A 21,788-nucleotide genomic window follows, 5' to 3' on the forward strand; every position below is an offset into this window, starting at 1 on the left:
GCCGTCACAAGCGAAGCGGCACGTTGCTCCGTGGCCGACGGCCAAACGTCACAACTTCAACACCCTCACGAGAGGAGCTATCAGCATGTGGTCTGGACGCAACGAGGCGAATGAGTATCGCGAACGCCCACGGCGGGATCGCCAGCGTGATTGGGACGACCAGGGAGACTCGGAGGGCGGTGCGTACCGCGCGCGAGACCGTCGCTGGTCCGACGACCGCGAACGCGAGGGCGATGCGGGGGCCTGGCGCAGGTCCTACGAAATGGACGCCGATCGGGACGACGGTGGTTCGATGCGCGGTCGCTACGACTCGCGACCGGGATCGTGGAATGCGCGATCGATGAGCGATCGCCCGTGGGAAATCCGCGCGTGGGACGATCGCGGGTCGAGCCGCCGTCCTGGGCGCGGCGACCGCGAGCAACGGTGGGATCGAGATCGACAGGACGACATGAGTTCGTTCGCCCGGTACGATCGCGAAGCAGGCTGGGGAGCGCGCGGTGCGCGCGAGCCGTGGTGGGGCTCCGAAGAGCAGGCCGACGGCTACTCCAGCCGCCATGGCTTCGGGCCGGGCGAGGATCGCGCCCGCCGGTGGGGGAGCATGGGGCGGTACGCCGATAGCATGGAGGATGGGAGCGCCATGGACGACGCACGCGTGCGACGCCAGGGCCTCTACGGACCTAACGAGTACGCGGGTGCGATGGATGGCGGCACGTGGGGCGCGTCCTTTGCCGGTCGTGGCCCCAAGGGTTGGCAGCGCTCCGACGAGCGCATGCGCGAGGACCTCAACGAGGCACTGGCACGCCACCCCGGCATCGATGCCAGCGAGATCGAGGTCGCCGTCGACAACGGGGAGATCACGCTGAGCGGGACGGTGCGCGACCGTCGCCACAAGCGCGCCGCGGAGGATGTGGCCGAGAACATCTTCGGTGCCTCGGAGATCCAGAATCACCTGCGCGTCAGGCGTCAGGACGACGCCGAACGCGACGACGCTCGAGGGACCAGCATGTCCCGGCGCGGTGAGTCGGAGCAGCAGGGCGCCTCCGGCCGCTCGCGCGAAGGGCGGCAGTCGTCAGGCAACCCGGCGTCCTCGGGGGCCGGCACCGCGACGTCGACGGCCGGCGAAGGAGCCGAGGGTCGCAGCAAGTCGCGTTAGGCACGGAGGGCGTCACCTGCCGGCACCCACGACGCGGGGCGTGGCCCGAGCGCCGGACCGTCACGGTCCGCGTCTGAGCCGCCCCCGCGTCGCTGGATGCTCCCACGCCACTCGCCACCGGCCGATGGATCACGCCACGATGGATCGCGACGACCGCCCACCGGACCCGCTGGGCATCGGTGCCGACGATCGCATCGATGTTCGCTTCACACGCGTCCGACGCGTCGCCTGGCTCCTCCTCGTGCCGATGCTCGTCGCTGCCGGCGTCCGGTGGGAGGTCCCCGGGAGCGGCATCGGACTCACCGTGCCGCGCACGATGCTCGTCTACCTCCTGGTGCTGGTGGTGTTGCGCCTGGCGGGCAAGCGGACACTCGGCGAGATGAACACCTTCGACCTCGCCATCCTGCTGATCGTGAGCGAGGCAGTGCAACCGGCACTCGTCGGCGACGACCACTCGCTCACCAACGCGGCCCTCATCCTGCTTACGCTCGTTGGCATGGACGCCTTGCTGGGGTTTGCCAAGGACCGATCGCCCACGCTCTCCACCTGGCTGGACGATGTCCCCGCCGTCCTCCTGGAGGATGGTCAACCGCGCGAACAGGTCATGCGACGGCATCGCGTCGATGTCGACGACCTGCTCCAGGCGGCGCGGCAACAGCATGGACTGCTCGCCCTGCAATCGGTCCGGTACGCCATCCTCGAACGCGGGGGCAATATCTCCATCATCCCGGGCACCGACACCACCCCGCGCTGAGCGTCACCCCCGCGAGAAGACACGCCGCACGTCGTCGCCTACGCGCGTGACCTTCCCCGTGGCACGGGAGATGGGGCACCACAGCGTGCGCGTGCGCGCCAGCACCTTGCGGTCGCGCGCGCGAAGGATCTCCACAAATCGTTCGAAGCGAATCGCCTCCGCTTGCCCGACCCACGTCGACGCGACGATGGCGTCGCCGGGAAGGGCAGGGAGCTTGTAGTCGATCTCGTGGCGCAGCGCGACCCAGGCGATGCCCTCCTGCTGCCTCGTCGTAGCCGCGGCACGCCAGTGCGCCGTCGCCACGTCCTGCGCCCAGCGCAGGTAGACGACGTTGTTCACGTGCCCCAGCTCGTCGATGTCGTCCGTCGAGATGACGAGCGGGAGTTCGAAGCGATCGTCGGGATGCGGCGTCGACATATGGAAGTCGGGGGGAGTCCTGGCGCTCCATGCAAGAAAGCGCTCCCAGCGCGCGGGTCAACCGGGGAGTCGCGTCGCATGGAGCGACAGAGGTTGTCCCGTCGTCCGTCGCACGCTATCGTCGAGCCGCGCCGCCGGAAATACTGGTGGGTTCTGACACCACGTCCAGGGCGATGCGCCGACGCCACTCTGCCAAGACTCACTCGACATGCGCCGCTTCTCGATCTCGCTCCGGGTTGCCTCGACCGCTTCGCTCGCCGTGCTGTTCGCCGCTCCGCTGTTCGCGCAGGGGGGGCGCACCAAGGCGGTCGCGACGCCGTTTTCCGTCGTCGAGGCTACGATTCCCGAGATGCAGGCCGCGCTTGCACAGGGACGCGTGACGTCGCGTCAGCTCGTGCAACAGTACCTCACGCGCATTGCACTCTACGAGGACCGGCTCAACGCGATCATTGCCGTGAATCCGAACGCGCTCGCCGAGGCTGACGCAAAGGACCGCGAGCGCGCGCAGGGACGGGCAAGGGGAGCACTGCACGGCATCCCGATCGCGCTCAAGGACAACATCAACACGATGGACCTTCCCACGACGGGTGGCGCGCTCGCCTTCGCCGGCCTGGTTCCACCGTACGACGCCACGCTCACCCGGCAGTTGCGCGACGCGGGTGCGATCATCCTCGCCAAGACGCAGCTGACGGAGCTGGCCAACTGGGTGGCGAGCGGGATGCCGGGGAACTACAACGGGCTCAATGGTTACGGGATGAATCCGTGGGACCCGCGGCGCGACCCGCGTGACGGGAGCTTCGATGGACGCCCCGTACTTGGCACCGGCGGCTCCTCGTCAGGCGTGGGGACGAGCGTCTCGTTCTGGGCGGCGAACGTGGGGACGGAGACGTCGGGGTCGATCCTCTCGCCGTCGCAGCAGAACTTCCTCGTCGGGATCAAGCCGACCGTAGGGCGCATCTCGCGATGGGGAGTCATCCCCATCACCGCCGACCAGGACACCCCCGGACCGATGGCGCGTACGGTGACCGACGCGGCGATCCTCCTCGGCGCGATGGAGGGTGCCGCGCCGGACCCTAACGATCCGGCGACGACGCTGTGCCCGCCGCCGGCCGGTCGTGACTACACGCGCTTCCTCGACGCGAAAGGGCTGGCTGGCAAGCGCATCGGGATCCCGCGCGCCTACTTCTACGACCGCATCACACTCCCCGGGAGCAGCAACCCGCGCGGCGGCATTACCGATGCGCAGCGCACCGCGATGGCGGAGGCGATCGAGATCCTCCGCACGCAGGGTGCGACGATCGTCGACCCGGCCGATATCCCGTCGGTCACCGACACCGTCGCCAGCCGCAACTTCCTCAACTGGAACACCTGTGGTGGGCTCGACAATGCGAAGGGGCGCGACGCCGACTGCTCCGTCGTCTTCAAGTACGGGATGAAGCGCGACTTCAACGCCTGGCTCACGTCGCTGGGCGACAGGGCGCCCGTCAGGACGCTCACCGAGCTGCGGCAGTGGAACATCGCCCACCAGCGCGCCGGCGCCATCAAGTACGCACAGGCGCTCCTCGACATCTCCGACGAGATGGACGTGCAGGGCGACCGCGCGCGCTACGAGGCCGACCGTCGCAAGGACCTGCTCCTCTCGGCGGCCAACGGGATCGACTCGGCGATGAAGGCCAACGCGCTGGATGCGCTTCTCTTTCCCGGCGTGAGCAGCGCATCGATCGCGGCGCGCCCGGGATATCCATCCATCACCGTCCCCTTCGCGTTGCTCCCGGTGAGCACGACGGGGGCGTTCGGTGGCGGCCCCTTCCCGGCGGGCTTCGAGCCGCGACCGGCGCCGTTCGGCGTCACCTTCACCGCCATGGCGTGCGCGGAGCCGCGATTGATCGCGATTGCCTACGCCTTCGAGCAGGCGACCAGGCGACGCAAGGCGCCGCCGCTCTTTCCCTAGCTGCTGCGCCTGAATCGTGCGCGCAACGATTCGCGCCAGTGCTCGACGATCTCGTAGACCGTGGGGATCACCACGAGCGTCAGCACCGTGGAGGCGATCACGCCGCCGATGACGGCGCGTCCGAGCGGGGCGCGGAAGTCGGCTCCCTCACCGATGCCTAACGCCACGGGCGTCATTCCGGCGATCAGCGCCAGGGTCGTCATCATGATCGGGCGCAGCCGGATGCGCCCCGCCTTGATGAGTGCGTCGCGCACGCTCAGGCCGCCGTCGCGGTGCGCCCACTTGGCGAAGTCGATGAGGAGGATGGCGTTCTTCGCCACGAGCCCCATCAGCATCATCACCCCGATCAGGCTCATGATGTTGAGCGTGTCGCGGGTGAGCAGCAGCGCCAGCACCACCCCAATCAGCGACAGCGGGAGCGAAAGGAGAATGACGAGCGGGTCCAGGAACGAACCGAACTGCACCACGAGGATGAGGTACATGAGCAGGATCGCCACGCCGAGTGCGGTGATGATCGCGCTGAACATCTCGTTCTGGCTCTCGACCTGCCCCGACTCGCTCACCCGGTAGCCCGGAGGGAAGGGGATGGCGCGCACGCGGCGCATCACGTCGGCGGCGACGTTCCCCATCGAGGCGCCGAGCACGTTGGCGCCGACAGTGACCACGCGCCGCCGCTGATAGTGATCGATGCGCGCCGGCCCCATTCCCGTCGTCACCGTCGCCACCTGCGACAGCGGGATGAAGGGGATGGTCTCGCCCGCCGAAGCGCGCGCACCCTGCAGGAGGATCGGGAGCTGGGCGACGTCCCTGGCGCGCCCGCGCGACTCGGGGGCAAGGCGCACGCGCACGTAGCGCGAGATGCCGGAGGGATCGACCCATGTTCCCGCTTCCACGCCGGCGAAGGCAAAGCGCAGCGACTGCGCGAGCTGCCCCACGCTCACGCCCAGCGACGAGGCCAGCGCGCGGTTCACGCGGATGCCGAGTTCCGGCGTCTGCCCCTTGGTCGAGAGCCCGACGTCGACCGCCCCCTGGACGGCGCGCACCGAGTCCGCCACCTGCTCGGCCAGCCGCGACAGGAGGCGCGCGTCGGGCCCTTGCACCTGAAGCTGCATCTGCTTCTGGTTGCCCGCCAGGCTCCCGGCATCATATGTGTAGACCACGGCACCGGCCACGGTGGCCACCTCGCGGCGGATCAGCTGGCCAAACTGGAGCTGCGACACCTTGCGCGCGCGCTTGGGCACCATGCGCACGTAGACGGTGGCCTCGTCCAGCGCGCCGGAGCCCGTCGATGAGCCGACCGTCGTGTAGGTGTAGGCGACCACGCCCTCGTGCGCGCGGATCATCCGCGCCACTTCCTCCGCCTTGAGCGTCGTGTACTCCAGCGACGACCCGGGTGGCGTCTCGATGCCGACGTTGAGCTCCCCGTTGTCCATCACCGGCTGGAAGCCGAAGCCGCCAAACGCGACCTGCAGCCAGAGCGCCACCACCAGCGACCCGGCGGCGATCCCGATCATCCACCAGCGGTGGTCGAGCGCCCAGGCGATGACCGTCTCGTAGCGTTGCGCCTGACGGTCGAACCAGGTGTTGAAGCGGTCAAGGAGCCGGGCAATCGGGTTGCGGCGCTCGTGCGCCTCCAGCTGCGGGTCGGGCCAGTAGGCCGACAGCATCGGGTCGAGCGAGAACGAGACGAAGAGCGAGACGAGCACCGCGCTGGCAATCGTGAGCGCGAACGGCTTGAAGAGCTGCCCGGCGATCCCCGGCATGAAGCCGACGGGGACGAAGACCGCCACGATGGAGAAGGTCGTCGCCGCCACCGCGAGCCCGATCTCGTCGGTCCCCTCGTGCGACGCGCGCACATGGTCCTTTCCCATCTCCACGTGTCGCACGATGTTCTCGCGCACCACGATCGCGTCGTCGATGAGGATGCCGATGGCGAGCGAGAGCCCCATCAGCGACATCACGTTGAGCGTGAAGCCGAAGAGCAGGAGCGGGGCAAAGGCCGTGAGCACCGAGACGGGGAGCGCGAGCCCGGTGATGACCGTCGATCGCCACGAGTTGAGGAAGAGGAAGACGACGAGGACGGTGAGCACCGCCCCCTCGAACAGCGTCTCCTGCACGTTGTTCACGGACCGTCGCACGCGCGAACCGCCATCGCGCACGAACTCGATCTGGACCCCGGCGGGAAGCGTGGATTGCAGCTCCGCCACGCGCGCGCGCACGGCGTCGCCCACTCCTGTCGTGCTGTACTCGCGCGACTTGATGATGTCGAGCCCGATGGCCGGGACGCCGCTGAACAGCGCCGCCGACGTCGGTTCCGCGGCTCCTGCTTCCACGCCGGCGACCTGGCCGAGCCTGACGAGCTGTCCCGCGCGCTGCGCCACGACGATATCGGCGAAATCGGCCGGCGAACCGAGCCGCCCCTCGAGGCGGATCACGCGGTTCTCCATCGCGGCATTCACGCGCCCCACCGGCGCCGCGAGGTTCTGCGTGCGCACCGCGCTCACCACCTGGTCGATCCCCACGCCGGCCGCCGCGAGATCGTTCGGGCGCACGTTGATGTTGAGCTGCGCGCTGTCGCCCCCCACGATGTTCACCTGCGCCACGCCGGGTATCGCCCGCAGCTCGCCACCGATGTCCTGGTCGGCGATCTGCGTGAGCTGCGGCGTGGGGATGGTGCGCGACGTGACGGCGAGCGAGACGACCGGGAGCTGCGTCGGGTCGAAGCGCGTCAGGACCGGTTCGAGGATGTCGCTCGGGAGCTGCGGGCGCACCGCCGTCATGGCGTCGCGCACATCCTGCATGGCCTGGTCGACATCCTTCGAGAAGACGAACTGGATGACAACCTGTCCGAAGCCGTCGGTCGACGACGAGTGGAGCTTGTCGACGCCACTAATCGCCGAAAGCTTGTCCTCGATGCGCGTGATCACCTCGCGCTCCACCACGTCGGGGGCTGCGCCCGGGTAGGGGACCGCGACGAAGACGACCGGCGGGTTGAGTTCGGGGAACTCGTCGGTCCCGAGCCGGGCGAGCGACGCCAGGCCGAAGACGACCAGCGCAATCATCGAGACGACCGTGATGATCGGCCGCTTGATGGCGAAATCGGAGATGAACACAGGGAGGACCGCGTCGAGGAAGCCAGCGACTGCCTCCCCGAAGGATAGTCCAGCGCGCGTCCAGGAAACCAGCGATCGAGCGGGCCGGATGCCGAATCGGTGCAGGCGCCCGTCGCGCCGCGAGTCAACGCGTCGCGCCGCGAGTCAACGCGTCGCGCCGCAAGTCAACGCGTCGCGCCGCAAGTCAACGCGTCGCGCCGTTCGCGACGTCGATCGCGCGCGCCAGCTGGTCGGCGTCGAACGGCTTGGGGAGCGCGATCCAGGGACGCCCGGGCAACACCAGGTCGCGCGTGAGTCCGGCGGTATCGCCCGACATCAGGATGATGGGGGTGGACGGGCGCAGCGCCCGCACCCGGCGCGCGAGTTCGCCGCCGTCCATCGATGGCATGCGCACATCGCTCAGGACCAGGTCGATCAGCTCGCCCCCGGGTTCCATCTGCTCCAGCACGCGCAACGCCTCGTGACCGCTGGCGCACAGTGTGGCCGCCCATCCCAGGCGTTGCAACTGGCGGAGCAGCACTTCGCGCACCGGCGCTTCGTCGTCAACCACCAGCGCGCGCCGCTGGCGCGGCATGGCCGGCGGCGGCACGATGGCGTCCGAGACCTCCTCGTCACGCGCGTCGCGAGTATCGCGAGTATCGCGCGGACGCGGCGAGACGTCGCGAATCATCAGCTCGATCGATCGCGCCTCGCCGCCCAGTTCCAGGTAGGCCCCCGTGATGGCCAAGTCGCGCCCGCTCTCACGCACATACGCGCGCAGCAGTTGCTCGCAGGCGCCGCGCAGGTATGCAACGTCGGCGGGGCGACCGTCGAGGTTCAGCAGCAACGGCGCCAGCGGCGAGTGCGCCGCCACCACGTGCGGGGCCAGCGTTCGCGTGGCCGCCGGATTGGCGTGAAGCACAATGCCCGCTTCGTCGATCACCACGATGCCGTCGGGCGCACGGTCGATCATCACCCCCAACCGCGCCGCCAGCCGCTCCGAGCGTCGCGCCAGCTCGAGGATGGTGTGCCGCGAGACGACGACGAGCATCAGTGCGCCGGCGCATGCCAGCTCCGTCATCACCACGCCGACCAGCGCACTGCTCAGAAAACCCGCGGCCGCCACCTCCCGCCACGGCACCGACAGCGGGATCGCGATTGCATAAACCAGGCACGCCAGCAACGCGTCGCGCGCCCCCAGCAGCAGGCACGCCCCCACCACGACGTTGGGGATGAAGACCATCACCGGATAGAACGGCGCCGGGCCGACGAACATGTCGACCACGGTATCGATCACGACCGTGACCAGAAGGAGTCGCGCCCCCAGGTGCGCGCGCCCTCGCCGCATGACCGCGAGCGCCACGAGCGAGCCGGCGGTGGCGACGGCGTTCGTCACGCCAGCGGGGACAAAGGGCTCCCCAAGGACAACGTGCAGGAGCAACATCGTCAGCGCGTACGTGACCACGCAGACCACCGCCGCCAGGGGACCGATCGACTGGTACAGGCGCGGTGACCCTGATTCGGACAGGACGGGGACGAACGGGCGCAACACGCCAGCGAGTGACATCGACGCGGTCGAGTCGAGGGCGAGACGGCCCAGCGCGCCGCCGGGTTCTGGCGCCAACGGCGCGGTGGACCAACGGCGCGGTGGCACCGACGGCCGCGGCACCGCCGCCGGCCGGAGACCGCCTAACATGTTTGCGGATACGAGCAGCGGCAAGAGGCGAACGCCCCACATCAACGCGGATATCGCGCCAGACTCGCATACGGAGGGTGCTAGATTCGACGCGCCGCTATTGCATCCGGCGACCGCATGCGGTCAGTTCCCCGGGGCTCGCGGACCGCCGTGCGACTCGCGAAGTTCCGCCAGCTCTCTCCCCCCTCCCCCCGCACTCTCTCCGCCAATCCCCTCCATGGCGCCTACGGATCAGACGGCCGACGCTCCCGCGCTCCCACCCGTCCTGGAGTTTCTGCGCGCCCTGTGGCGGCTGAACCACGAACTCGAAGTCACTTCGTCGCAGATGGCCCGCACGATCGGGGTCACGGCTCAGCAGCGAATGGTGCTTCGCATAACGGGCCAGACCGGACCCATTGCCGCTGGCCAACTCAGCCGGCTCCTCCACGTGCACCCCGGAACGCTCTCCACCACGCTTGGACGCCTCGAGCGACGCGGCCTGCTGCGGCGCTCGCGCGCTTCGAGCGATGCCCGCGTCGTCATGGTCTCGCTCACCGCCAAGGGCGAGCACCTCGTGGCCAATTCGCGCGGGAGCGTCGAGCGTGGCGTGCAACAAGTCCTGGCGCGCGTCCCCAAAGCCCGGTTGCGTGCCACGCTCGCGATGCTCACCGAACTGAGTGCCTCACTCGAGACGATTCGCGATGAGGTCCGCGACACGGCCAAGGCCCCGCCCCGTCGCGCCAAGCCACGCCGCTGATCGACCGGCACGTCTCACCCCGCCGGCGATCCGCACCCGCCGGCACCAGTCCGTACCCGTTTGCACCCGTCGGCACCCCTCTTCATGCGTCGAGTCGTTCTCCTGGCCGCGGCATCGCTGCTCGGTGCTGCCTGTACGGCACACCCCCCCGCCGCCGTCACGCCGAGCCCCACGGACCTGGCGCCGCTGGCTCCCACCACGCCGCTCACCGCCGCGCAACGCGCCTGGGTCGAACGCACACTCGCGTCGCTCACCCTGCGCGAACGCGTGGGACAGATGGTGATGGTGTGGCAGCTCGGTGACTACACCAATGCCGAAGACTCGACCTTCGCGGAAGCCCGGCGCTGGATCGTGAACGACGGCATTGGCGGGGTGAGCATGTCGCTCGGCACTCCCATCGAGGTGGCGGCCAAGCTGGAGGCGTTCCAGAAGCTGGCCAAGGTCCCGCTCCTCGCTTCGTCCGACCTCGAGCCGGCGTTAGGCAGGCTGGAAGGGGCGGTCTTCCCGCACTACCTCATGGAGACGGGCGGTGCCACGGTCTTTCCCACCGCCATGGCCATCGCCGCGACGGGGCGCGACGACGATGCCTACGACGTGGGGCGCATCATCGGTCGCGAAGCGCGTGCGGTGGGGCTGCACATCAACTTCGCGCCCACGGTCGACGTCAACAACAACCCGTCCAACCCGGTCATCAACACGCGGTCGTTCGGCGAGGACCCCGCGCGCGTCGCACGACTGTCCGCACGCTTCGTGAAGGGATCGCAGGAGGCGGGAACGCTCGCCACCGCCAAGCACTTTCCCGGTCACGGAGACACCGATGTCGACTCGCACGCCGGGCTCCCCGTGGTGAGCGCCGACTGGGCGCGCTTTCACCGCGTCGAACTGGTGCCGTTCCGCGCCGCGGTCGACGCGGGGGCGGCGCTGGTGATGTCGGCACACATCGCTCTCCCCGCCCTCGAAGGCGACTCGACCACCCCCGCCACGCTCGCCCCGCGCATCATGACGGGGCTGCTGCGCGACACGTTAGGCTTTCGCGGCGTGGCCATCACCGATGCCCTCACGATGGATGGCGTGGGCAAGGGCTACGGCGTTGCCGAGAGCAGCGTCCTCGCGGTGAAGGCGGGTGCCGACATCCTCCTCAAGCCGAGCGACCCGACAAGGGCCATCGACGCGATCGTTGCCGCAGTGGCGCGTGGCGAGCTCACGGCGGCGCGCATCGATTCGTCGGTCCGTCGCGTGCTCCAGCTCAAGGCGCGCGTCGGCCTGGCGCAGCACCGCTTTGTCTCGTTTGACACGCTGCGCGCCGTAGTTGGTGCGCCCGCGCATCGCGCCGCGGCGCTCGACATCGCCCGTCGCGCCGTGACGCTCCTGCGCGATCGCGGATCGCTGGTCCCGCTCGCCGGCAAGCGCACCGTCGTTGTCCAGTACATGCCGGAGACGGAGTTGCGCGCCGGTCGCGCCTTCGCGGCCACGCTCCGCGCCGCCGATCCCTCGGTGCGCGTCGTCAAGATCTCGCCCGCCACGGCCGCGCCGCAGCTCGAGGCGCTGGCCCCGCTCATGGCGGGCGCCGAGCGTGTGGTCCTCGCCGCCTATGTGCGGCGCATCGAAGGTGAAGGGCGACCGGCCATCCCTGCGCACATCGCCGAATGGATGGCGAGCGTTGCGGCGGCCGACTCCGCGTCGGCGCAGCCGCGACTCGTCTTCGTCGCCTTCGGAAATCCGTACCTGCTGCGGCAGGTCCCGGCGGTCGGGAGCTATCTCGTCACCTATGGCGTGGGCGATGGGCTGGAGCGCGCGGCGGCAGAAGCGCTCACCGGGCGCATTCGCATCACGGGGACCACGCCGGTCTCGCTCCCTGGCTACTTCGCCCGCGGCGACGGGCTCAGGCGTTAGGCGCGGCGCACACCGCCAACCCGCGGCACCTCGGCGCGCCCGTGCGCATTGCGTCGCGCACGAGCGCCGCTGCCGCGCATGCGCCAGGCGCAAGGCACGGGCGCGCCAGGCGGCGTGCTCGCCAAGCGGCGTGCTCGCGGCTTCCGATAGTTATGCGTATCGCGTGAAAGTCGCCTGCATGCGATGCATGACCATGCGCGATGGTTGACGTTAGGCCTCCCGTCGCTAGGCTTGGGCGCATGACTTTCATTCGTCTCATCGGCGTTCCCATGGATCTCGGCGCCTCGCGGCGCGGTGTCGACATGGGACCTTCGGCCGTCCGATACACCGAGCTACGCGAGCGCCTCGAAGCCATGGGGCATCAGGTGGAGGACACGGGCAATGTTCCCGTCCCCTTCCGCGAGGATGCCGCCAAGGGAGCGCAGCGCGGCGCGCGCTACCTGGGCGCCATCACCGACGTCTGCGCCGATGTCGCGTCGCGCGTGCGCGACGCGCTGGGCGCGGGGGCGCTCCCCGTCGTCCTGGGTGGCGACCATGCACTGTCGGCGGGCTCCATTGCCGGGGCATCGGCCTTCTTTGCCCAGAAGGGCGGTCATGTGGGCGTGGTCTGGGTCGATGCGCACAGCGACCTCAACACACCGGCAACATCACGCTCCGGCAATGTCCATGGCATGCCGCTCGCCGCGCTCCTGGGCCACGGCGACAAGGCTATGTCCGCCCTTGCGGGGCGCACGCCGGCGGTGCGCGTGAGCGATCTCGCCGTGGTCGGCCTCCGCGACCTCGACGAGGCCGAGAAGGCGCACGTCCGCAAGTGGAACCTGTCGGCCTTCACCATGCGCGCGCTCGACGAGCATGGCGTGCGCAAGGTGATGGAGGAGGCGTTGTCCATCGCCACGAAGGCGACGGCCGGGCTGTGGGTGTCGTTCGACGTGGACGTGATCGACCCCTCGGACGCGCCCGGTGTGGGGACGGCGGTCCCCGGCGGGATCACGTATCGCGAGGCGCACCTGGCGATGGAGATGATTGCCGATACGGGGAAGCTGGTCGGGATCGACGTCGTCGAGGTGAACCCCGTGCTCGACGAGCGCAACCGCACCGCCGAGGTGGCGTGCGAACTGATCCTCTCCGCGCTCGGCAAGCGCATCATCTAGCTCCCACGTCATGAGCATCCCGACCTACGTCCCCCCCGACTTCACGAGCCGACAGCTGCAAGACGCGCCGGCGGTGCGCACCGTCGTGGTCGAGCGCGACGGCGTGCTCCCCGACGAGTTCTTCGCCACGACCAACCTCCCCACCTATGTAAAGGGAGCAGACGGCCGGTGGACGATGCCGCGCGAGCCGCGCATGGACGGCGTGCTCGTGCGCGATGCGGACGGCGGCTGGTGGGTGCGCGAAGGGCGACGCGTGAGGCGGGGCGACGCCGTCGTCGTGGGGCACGCCGAGGATGGGAGCGACGGCGTCTACGTGCATGCGCGCGGCTTCCGCATGGACGACGGGGCGCAGGGCGACTTCCACTTCATGTCGTCGCAGGTCTCGCGCGAGAAGCCGATCGACTATCGCCTCATCGCGCGCATGCTGGTGGAGGAGAAGCGGCGCGGCGGCTACACGCTCTGGGTCACTGGCCCCGCGCTCGTCCACTCGCGGGCCCGCGACAACCTGGTCTGGTTCATCCGCAACGGCTTCGTGCAGGTGCTGCTGGCGGGCAACGCCGTTGCCGTGCACGACATCGAGGCGGCGATCGTCGGGACAACACTGGGAATGACGAGCGAGGGGGAGGCCACCGAGAACGGACACGCCGCGCACATGCGCGCCATCAACGCGATCCGTCGCGCCGGCGGGATTGCCCAGGCGGTGCACAGCGGGATCCTCACGACCGGGATCATGCACGCCTGCGTCGTGGAGGACATCCCGTTCGTCCTCGCCGGCTCGTTGCGCGACGACGGCCCGCTTCCCGACGTGATCACCGACATGGTCGCGGCGCAGGATGCCACGCGCGCGCACACGACGCGCGCCACGATGGCGGTGATGATCGCCACGGCCCTCCATTCGATCGCGGTCGGCAACATGCTCCCCGCGTACTACGAGGACGCCGAGCGCGGGATCCGCGAGTTGCCCACCATCTGCGTCGACGCCAGCGAGTTCCTCGTGAGCAAGCTCAAGGACCGCGGGACGCACCAGGCGGTGGGGGTGGTGACCAACGCGCAGGACTTCATGAGCATCCTGCGCGCGGCGGTCGAACGCGAGGTGCAGGGGCCCTGATTCGGTGGCCGGGGAGGCAAACCGGCGGTAGAATTGGGCCCCATGACTCCCAAGGAACTCACCCCGCGCGCCCTGGTCCTCGGCGCCCTCCTCACCTTCGTCTTCACCGCCGCGAATGTGTACCTCGGCCTCAAGGTCGGGCTCACCTTCGCCTCGTCCATCCCCGCGGCCGTGATTTCCATGGCCATCCTCAGCGCGGTGAAGGACTCCTCGATCCTCGAGAACAACATCGTCCAGACCGTCGCCTCGGCGGCGGGGACGCTCTCGGCGATCATCTTCGTCCTTCCCGGGCTCGTGATCGTCGGGTGGTGGACCGGCTTCCCCTTCTGGCAGTCGTTCCTGATCTGCCTCTCGGGCGGCGTGCTGGGCGTCCTCTTCACGATTCCGCTGCGCCGTGCGCTGGTGACGACGTCCGACCTCCCGTATCCCGAGGGCGTTGCAGCTGCCGAGGTGCTCAAGGTGGGGTCGGGGACGCGCGGCGAGTCAAAGGACGACAGCGGCGAGGCCCGCGAGGGGTTGCGCGCGGTGGTCCTTGGCTCCGTGGCCTCGGCGTCGCTGGCGATCGTTGGCGCAACGCGCATCGCCGCCACCGAGCTGGCAGGCTACTTCCGGTTGGGTGCGACCGCGTCCAGCGGCTACAACATCGCCTGGTCGCTCGCCCTCCTCGGCGCCGGCCACCTCGTTGGACTCTCCGTCGGGATGGCGATGTTGACGGGGCTCATCATCGCCTGGGTGATCGGCGTCCCGATCCTCACTTCGATGAGCCCCATCGCCGACGGCGTCACGCTGGCGCAGCATACGTCCACCATCTGGCGTACGCAGGTGCGGTTCATCGGCGCCGGCGCCATTGCCGTTGCCGCCGTCTTCACCCTCGCCAAGCTCGCCAGGCCGGTCGTCGGGGGGCTCGTCAGCACGCTCACCGCGTCGCGCACGAGCGGCACGGGCGACGACCTGGATCGCGACATCAGCCCGCCGTGGATTGTCGGGCTCACGATTGCCTGCCTGGTGATTGCCGGTGCGCTCGCGTGGAGCTTCGCGAATGCCAGCGTCCTTGCGCCCAACGCGGTCACGCTCACGATCATCGCCGTCCCGTTTGTCTTCCTCGTCGGTTTCCTCATCGCCGGCGTCTGCGGCTACATGGCGGGGCTCATCGGCGCCTCCAATTCGCCCATCTCCGGCGTCGGGATCCTCTCCATTGTCATCTGCGCCTCGATGCTGGTGGCGGTCATCCCTCCCACCGAGGCCAATCGTGCGACGCTCGTGGCGTTTGCGCTCTTCACCACGGCGATCGTCTTTGCGTGCGCCACCATCTCCAACGACAACCTGCAGGACCTCAAGACGGGCCAGCTCGTCGGCGCCTCGCCCATGCGGCAGCAGGTGGCGCTGATCGTCGGCGTTGCGGCTGGCGCGGCGGTCATCCCGTCGGTGCTCAACCTGCTCGCCAAGGCCTACGGCTTTGCGGGGGCCGCGAACGTCGGCGTCGTGGCCCCCAACCCGCTCCCCGCGCCGCAGGCGACACTCATCTCCGCCCTCGCGCAGGGAGTGATTGGCGGGTCGCTGGAGTGGAACATGATCGGGATCGGCGCACTGGTGGGCGTGGCGCTGATCATCATCGACGCGACGTTAGGCGCAATGGGCAAGCTCCGCATCCCGCCGCTGGCCGTCGGCATCGGGATCTACCTCCCCATGTCGGCCACCTTCGCGGTCGTCGTCGGCGCCGTCGTCTCGCACTGGTACGATGGGCGCTCCAGGAGGATGCCCAACCCGGATCGCGCCGAACGCCTCGGAACGCTCGTGGCGTCGGGGCTGATCGTCGGCGAGAGCCTGTGGGGCGTCCTCAACGCGGGGCTCATAGTCGGCTTCTCCAAGGATGCGCCGATCGCCCTCGTCGCCGACGACTTTGCGCTGGCACCGTGGCTCGGCGCCGCCGGTTTCGTGGCGGCAATCGTCGGGTTGTACGGGTGGATGCTTCGCCGCTCGGCCAGCGCACCGAAGGCATGATGCAGCCGTCGTCGTCCATTGCCGCGCTCCCCAGCCACGCCCGCGTCGTCGTCATCGGCGGGGGAGTGATTGGCTGTTCGGTCGCCTATCACCTCGCCCACATGGGGTGCCGCGACGTCGTCCTCCTCGAGCGACACCAGCTCACCGCCGGCACCACGTGGCATTCGGCGGGGCTCATGGTCACCTTCGGCTCCACGTCGGAAACATCGACCGAGTTCCGCAAGTACACGCGCGATCTCTACGCGCGCCTCGAGGCAGAGACGGGACTCTCCACCGGCTTCAAGCCGGTGGGCTTCATCGAGTGCGCCATCGACGAAGCGCGCCTCGAGGAGTATCGCCGAGTCTCCACCTTCAATCGCTACTGCGGCATCGACGTGCAGGAGATCTCGGCGAGCGAGGTGCAGACGCTCTTTCCGCTCGCCCGCACCGACGACATCCTCGCCGGCTTCTACGTGAAGCAGGATGGGCGCGTGAACCCCGTCGACGTGACGATGGCGCTGGCGGCCGGCGCGCGGCTGCAGGGGGCCACAATCCTCGAGGGCGTGGCGGCAACCGGGCTCCTGACGGCCAACGGCGCCGTGACCGGCGTGCGCACGGCGTTAGGCGACATCGCGTGCGAGATGGTAATCAACTGCGGTGGCGCGTGGGGGCGTGAACTGGCCGCGCAGGGCGGCGTGAACGTCCCGTTGCAGGCGGCGGAGCACTATTACCTGCTCACCGAGGAGATAGCTGGCGTCGACAAGTCGTGGCCCGTGCTCGAGGATCCCGCGTCGTTCGGCTACTTCCGCGAGGAAGGTGGCGGGCTGATGATCGGGCTGTTCGAGCCGGTGTGCGCGCCGTGGCGGGTGGAAGGAATGCCGAGCGACTTTGCCTTCGGCGAGATTGCCCCCGACTGGGAGCGCATGGGGCCGTACCTCGAGACGGCAATGAAGCGCGTTCCCATCTCGATGCAGACCGGGATTCGCAAACTCTTCTGCGGCCCCGAGTCGTTCACGCCCGACCTCAAGCCGTGCCTGGGCGAGTCGGCCGAGTTGGACAAATACTTCGTTGCAGCCGGGCTCAACTCCATTGGCATCCTCACGGGGGGCGGCGTGGGGCGGGCCATGGCGCACTGGATGCTCACCGGGCGCCCCGATTGCGACATGACGGCCTACCACCTCGACCGGTTGCACCGCTACCAGGCCAACCCCGAGTACCGGCGCACGCGGACCGTGGAATCGTTGGGGCTCGTGTACCAGACGCACTACCCCAACCGCGCCATGACCACGGCGCGCGGCGCGCGGCGCGGCGCCATTCACGATCGCCTCGCCGCTCGCGGCGCCTGGTTCAAGGACGTGAGCGGGTGGGAAGGAGCCGACTGGTACACCGCCGATGGTAGCACCCCCGAGCCCGAGCCGCTCACCTTCGGGCGTCCGCGCTCGTGGGAGAACTGGAGAGCCGAGCATGAGGCCTGCCGCAACGGCGTGATCCTGATGGACATGTCGTTCATGGCCAAGTTCCTCGTGCAGGGGCGCGACGCCGGTCGCGTCCTCAACTGGATCTCGGCCAACGATGTGGATGGCGCGGTGGGGCGCACCACGTACACGCAGTGGCTCAACGAGGGAGGGACGCTCGAGGGCGACCTGACCGTCACCAAGCTCGAACCCGGCTACACGGGCGCAGCAGGCGAACAGGCGTTCCTCGTCGTCGCGTCGGACACGGCGCACCGCCACGTGCACACCTGGTTGCGCCGGCACACGCCAGCCCCGGCGCATTGCTTCACCACGGATGTCACCAGCGCCTTCGCGCAGGTGAACATCCAGGGGCCGCGCTCGCGCGAGCTGCTGCAGCGCGTGACCTCGACAGACCTCTCCAACGACGCCTTCCCGTTCCGCGCGGCTCGCGAGGTCGATATCGGCTTCGCCCGCGTTCTCCTGGTGCGCATCACCTACCTTGGCGAGTTAGGCTACGAGCTGTTCATCCCCACCGAGCAGGCGGTGCATGTCTACGACCTGCTGGTGGAGGCCGGGGGTGATCTCGGGTTGCGCCACGCCGGGCTCAAGGCGCTGGCCTCGCTGCGCATGGAGAAGGGGTACCGCGACTACGGCCACGACATCGACAACACCGACTCGCCGCTCGAGGTGGGGCTCGGCTTCGCCCTCGACCTTTCCAAGCCGGGCGGCTTCCTGGGGAAGGACGCGGTGGTGGCGAAGAAGGCTGCGGGGATCCGCCGGAAGCTCGTGCAGCTTCTCGTGAAGGATCCCGAGCCGCTGATGTTCCACGCCGAGGTGGTGCGGAGAAACGGCGAGGCGATGGGATACGTGCGCGCTGCGTCGTACGGCCACACGTTAGGCGGGGCCGTGGGGCTGGCGATGATCGAGAGAGCGGACGAGCCGATCACGCAGCGCTGGCTGGATGCCGGCGCCTGGGACGTCGAGATTGCCGGCGAGCGCTATCCAGCCATCGCGTCGCTGGCCCCGCTGTACGACCCTGCGGCGCTCCGCGTGAAGGGGTGACGGCGCGGCACCCCCGGCTCGAAGGGTCTCAACGGCGGCGTCGTAACATCTCGATGAATCCCGAACGTGTTGATCGGGATTGTACCAGGGCGCACCCCTGCCAACTGAGAGCGACCCACGCGTCGCGCGCCCTCCGAAAGGGATGAGGGGCGCTGCGGGATTGTTCGACACGTCACGTCCCCGGGAGCGCAGGCCGCGCGCGAACGAACGCATTGGCGGCGTGAAGCGTAGGCTGTAAGTTCGACTACGATTTTGTATACACTGCCGCGAACAGCAGATGGATGCAGGCCGCGCGGCGCCGCCCTCCCACGCCACTCTCTGGAGTCGCACATGTCGTTCACGAAGGGGCACCACCAGGCCCCCTGGCTCGCGCGCATCGCCGGTACCCTCGCCGTCGTACTGACAGCGGGTCTCGCCAGTGTCGCGCAGGCGCAAACGGGGACTCTCGCCGGCCGTGTCACCGACGCGGCCGCTGACGCGCCGCTCCCGGGGGTCACCCTGCAGGTCGAAGGGACTCGCTTCGGGGCGGGGACGGCCAACGACGGTCGCTATCGCATCACGGGGCTGCAACCCGGCAGCTACGTGATCATCGCGCGGCGCCTGGGCTACAACCCACAGCGCCAAACGGTGACGGTGAGCGCGGGGAGCGAAGCCACGGCAAACTTCCGGCTGCAGGCGAGCGCCATCGCGCTCGACCAGGTCGTCGTGACGGGGACGGCCGGGGCGCAAGAGAAGCGCTCCATCGGCAACGCGGTCACCACGATCTCGGCCAGTGAGGAGCTGGCCAAGTCGGCGGCACCCAACCTTGGCGCGCTGCTCAACGCCCGCGCCACCGGGGTGACGATCCTCCCGCGTTCCGGGCGACTGGGCGCCGGGCCGTCGATCCAGATTCGCGGCCGCGCCTCGCTCTCGCTCGAGAACTCACCGCTCCTGTACATCGACGGCGTGCGCGTGAACAACTCGACGGCCACTGGGCCGGTGGGTGTCTCCGGCGGCCTGGGCGGCCAGGGGTCGCAGTTTGGCGGGCGCCTCAACGACCTCAATCCCGAGGACATCGAGAGCATCGAGATCATCAAGGGGCCAGCCGCCGGCACCATCTATGGAACGGAAGCGGCCAACGGCGTCATCCAGGTCATCACCAAGCGCGGCGCGGCCAACAGTGCCCCGCAGGTGGCGATGGGGGTCGAGGTCGGATCGCTCTCGTTCTACGACGCGGTCAACCGCATCAACACCAACTACGCGAAGAACGCCTCCGGCACCGTGATCCCGTGGAACGGGTTGCAGCAGGAGATCGATTCCGGGCGCGGCTTCTACAAGACCGGGCAGACGCGCCGCTACAACGGCTCCGTCTCGGGCGGACGCGACCTGTTCCGCTACTATGTGGGCGGGTCGTACCAGAACGACCTGGGCATCGAGCCCAACAACACGCTGCAGCAGATGTCGTTCCGTGCCAATGTCAGCGCGGCGGTGCGCCCCAGCACCGATGTCACGGCGAGTCTGGGGAGCGTGATCCTGCGCAACCGCCTGGGCGCCGACTACGGTGCCTCGCCGCTCCTTGGCGCGCAGGTGGGGCACTCGCTCCTCTTTCCCGCCACGCGCGGTTTCTTCGCGGTCTCTCCCGAGATCCCGCAGCGGCTGTATGACAACAAGAGCAACGTGAACCGCTTCACGGGGAGCGTGCAGGTCACGAACCGCCCGACCAGCTGGTTCACGCACCGCGCCATCCTGGGGGTCGACCAGAGCGCCGAGGACGCGCGCGCCCTCGAGCGCTTTGCCCCGCCCGATCTGGCCAAGGTCATGTCGCCCGCGGCGGCCGGTGGCCGCGTCGGGCAAACGATTCGCAACAACACGCTGTTCACCGCGGAGTACGGCGGTACCGCCAAGGCAAAGCTGGGGAGCGCGATCGTCTCCACGTCGTCGGTGGGCGGGCAGTTCTACCGCACGGAACTCAACACCTCGTTCCTGGGCGGCTTCGGCTTTGCCGGTCCGGGGCTGGAGCTGGTGTCGGCCGCTGCCACGCAGGTGGCCGCCACGCAGACGCAGGTGCTCAACACCACCATCGGCGCCTATGGCGAGCAGCAGTTCGCGTGGCGCGACCGCCTGTACGTCACCGCGGCGCTGCGCGTGGACAACAACAGCGCCTTCGGTGCCGACTTCAAGTGGGTCACGTATCCGAAGGTGAGCGCCTCGTGGGTAGTGAACGAGGAAGAGTTCTGGACGCTCGACAACACGATCCAGACGTTCCGCCTGCGCGTCGCCTACGGCGCCTCCGGACGGCAACCGAACGCCTTCGCCGCGCTGCGCACCTTTACCCCCGTCACCGGCCCCGGCGGCGGCACCGCGGTGACCCCCGGGTCGCTCGGCAACCCGGACCTCAAGCCGGAAGTCGGAAAGGAGCTCGAACTCGGTTTCGAGGCCGGGCTGTTCAATCGCCTGTCGATCGACTTCACGTACTTCACCAAGTCGACGAAGGACGTGATCGTGAGCCAGGCGGTGGCGCCATCAGCCGGCTTCCCCGGGCAGCAGTTCCGCAACCTGGGTGAAGTGAGCAACTCGGGCATCGAGATCTCCTCCACGCTCCAGGCCCTACAGCGGCGCAACGTCTCGTGGGAAGTGACCGGTAAGGTCTCGACCAACAAGGACAGGATCGAGGACCTCGGCGGGCTGCCGTCGGTCATTGCCACCGCGGGGGCGGCCAACATCGTGGGCTACCCGATTGGCGGAATCTTCGTGCGGCGCATCGCGTCGGCCGATCGTGACGCCACCGGCGCGGCCACGAACATCCTCTGCCAGGCCGCCAACGGCGGTACCCCGATCGCCTGCGCCACGGCTCCCTTCCTGTACATCGGGACGCCGACGCCCAAGCTCACCGGCGCCGTGTCCAACACGGTTACCATCGGGCGCAACCTGCGGCTGTACGCGCTCATGGATTTCCGCAACGGCAACCGGCTGTACAACGCCGTCGAGCTGCTGCGCTGCGGCGCGCAGTTGGGCGTCGCGCTATGCGACGTGGCGTACAACCCGTCGAAGTACGACATCAAGTACGTCGCGCAGGCGCGCGGACAGGCGGTGAGCCTCGGGACGACGGAGACGTACTTCCAGGATGCGTCGTTCGTGAAGCTGCGCGAAGTGTCGGCCACGTACACGCTCCCCGAACGCTGGTTCCGCAAGCGTGCGTCGGTTACGCTCGCCGGGCGCGAGCTCAAGACCTGGACCGACTACCGCGGCATCGATCCCGAATCAAACGTGAACAACGCGGCCACGACGGCGCAGACCATCGACCAGGCGTCCACGCCGAACCTCATGCGTTTCATCGCGACCTTCAACATCTCGTGGTAACC

General features: G+C 68.9%; 13 protein-coding genes. 10 read left to right on the forward strand and 3 right to left on the reverse strand.

From position 1 onward, the window contains the following. Positions 1-448 precede the first annotated feature (448 nt). On the forward strand, positions 449-1,153 hold the full coding sequence (locus tag IT359_01505) for a BON domain-containing protein (protein ID MCC6927640.1): 705 nt from the start codon (positions 449-451) through the stop codon (positions 1,151-1,153). 124 nt (positions 1,154-1,277) lie between these two features. After that, the gene (locus IT359_01510; protein ID MCC6927641.1) at positions 1,278-1,907 is read left to right on the forward strand and encodes a DUF421 domain-containing protein; all 630 of its coding nucleotides are present in this window, start codon (positions 1,278-1,280) and stop codon (positions 1,905-1,907) included. Between the two features lie 3 nt (positions 1,908-1,910). Here the strand turns inward: IT359_01510 and IT359_01515 are convergent, their stop codons facing one another. Beyond that, a complete protein-coding gene (locus IT359_01515) occupies positions 1,911-2,324 on the reverse strand; it encodes an acyl-CoA thioesterase (GenBank protein MCC6927642.1) in 414 nt (137 codons plus the stop codon). A 208-nt stretch (positions 2,325-2,532) separates the two neighbouring features. On the opposite strand from IT359_01515, the gene IT359_01520 reads away from it, so the two are divergent. Continuing rightward, entirely contained in the window at positions 2,533-4,275 is a 1,743-nt protein-coding gene (locus tag IT359_01520; GenBank protein ID MCC6927643.1) for a hypothetical protein, read from the forward strand. On the opposite strand, the gene IT359_01525 is transcribed toward IT359_01520, so the two are convergent. Together IT359_01525 and IT359_01530 are read right to left on the reverse strand one after the other, a co-directional pair. After that, complete coding sequence (locus IT359_01525; GenBank protein MCC6927644.1) at positions 4,272-7,388, reverse strand: efflux RND transporter permease subunit; 3,117 nt, start codon at positions 7,386-7,388, stop codon at positions 4,272-4,274. The genes IT359_01520 and IT359_01525 overlap by 4 nt on opposite strands. A gap of 184 nt (positions 7,389-7,572) precedes the next feature. Further along, a complete protein-coding gene (locus IT359_01530; GenBank protein ID MCC6927645.1) occupies positions 7,573-8,934 on the reverse strand; it encodes a response regulator in 1,362 nt (453 codons plus the stop codon). Positions 8,935-9,280: 346 nt separating this feature from the next. Here IT359_01530 and IT359_01535 point away from each other — a divergent pair, with 346 nt between their 5' ends. The 7 genes from IT359_01535 (at position 9,281) to IT359_01565 (ending at position 21,786) form a co-directional block, all read left to right on the forward strand. After that, positions 9,281-9,799 (forward strand): winged helix-turn-helix transcriptional regulator, encoded by a 519-nt coding sequence (locus IT359_01535; protein MCC6927646.1) that lies wholly within the window; start codon positions 9,281-9,283, stop codon positions 9,797-9,799. Between the two features lie 84 nt (positions 9,800-9,883). Further along, positions 9,884-11,692 carry a hypothetical protein gene (locus tag IT359_01540; protein ID MCC6927647.1) on the forward strand — a complete coding sequence of 603 codons (1,809 nt, stop codon included), beginning with the start codon at positions 9,884-9,886 and terminating at the stop codon, positions 11,690-11,692. Between the two features lie 239 nt (positions 11,693-11,931). Next, the gene (gene rocF / locus IT359_01545; GenBank protein MCC6927648.1) at positions 11,932-12,843 is read left to right on the forward strand and encodes an arginase; all 912 of its coding nucleotides are present in this window, start codon (positions 11,932-11,934) and stop codon (positions 12,841-12,843) included. Positions 12,844-12,853: 10 nt separating this feature from the next. Further along, the gene (locus tag IT359_01550; GenBank protein MCC6927649.1) at positions 12,854-13,951 is read left to right on the forward strand and encodes a hypothetical protein; all 1,098 of its coding nucleotides are present in this window, start codon (positions 12,854-12,856) and stop codon (positions 13,949-13,951) included. Between the two features lie 42 nt (positions 13,952-13,993). Then, positions 13,994-15,952, forward strand: a complete 1,959-nt coding sequence (locus IT359_01555; protein ID MCC6927650.1) for an oligopeptide transporter, OPT family — start codon at positions 13,994-13,996, stop codon at positions 15,950-15,952. After that, positions 15,949-18,447, forward strand: a complete 2,499-nt coding sequence (locus tag IT359_01560) for a GcvT family protein (protein ID MCC6927651.1) — start codon at positions 15,949-15,951, stop codon at positions 18,445-18,447. The genes IT359_01555 and IT359_01560 overlap by 4 nt, the downstream gene beginning before the upstream one ends. A 330-nt stretch (positions 18,448-18,777) precedes the next feature. Next, complete coding sequence (locus tag IT359_01565) at positions 18,778-21,786, forward strand: SusC/RagA family TonB-linked outer membrane protein (protein ID MCC6927652.1); 3,009 nt, start codon at positions 18,778-18,780, stop codon at positions 21,784-21,786. Positions 21,787-21,788: the final 2 nt, after the last annotated feature.

It is taken from the genome of Gemmatimonadaceae bacterium (assembly GCA_020852815.1).
Taxonomy (GTDB): domain Bacteria; phylum Gemmatimonadota; class Gemmatimonadetes; order Gemmatimonadales; family Gemmatimonadaceae; genus SCN-70-22.